The sequence below is a fragment of the Mesorhizobium sp. GbtcB19 genome (assembly GCF_019091085.1).
Lineage (GTDB): Bacteria > Pseudomonadota > Alphaproteobacteria > Rhizobiales > Rhizobiaceae > Mesorhizobium.
Map to the genome: position 1 here is coordinate 1 of NZ_JAGXJY010000384.1, position 247 is coordinate 247.

Genomic DNA, 247 nt, shown 5'->3' on the forward strand with positions numbered 1-247 from the left:
AATTTGCGCGTCAGCTTGCATCGCGGTGCCGACATCGCGGGAGCCTAAGCGCTGTATCCCGAGCTGGTGCAGCGCCGCGCGGTGAAGGCGAGCCTGCTTACCGGCGGCGAGCAGCAGATGCTGGTGATTGCGCGTGCGCTTCACACCCGCCCGAAGGTGCTTTTGATCGACGAGATGTCCGCCGGTCTCGCCCCGGACATCGTCACGCGGTTGATGACGGCGGTGCGCAAGCTCGCCGATGGCGGCC

Annotated in this window: 1 pseudogene; it reads left to right on the plus strand. The window is 66.8% G+C overall.

The window, feature by feature from the left end:
• Window positions 1-247, plus strand: a pseudogene (locus KVT37_RS32535) (ATP-binding cassette domain-containing protein); the annotation flags it as partial.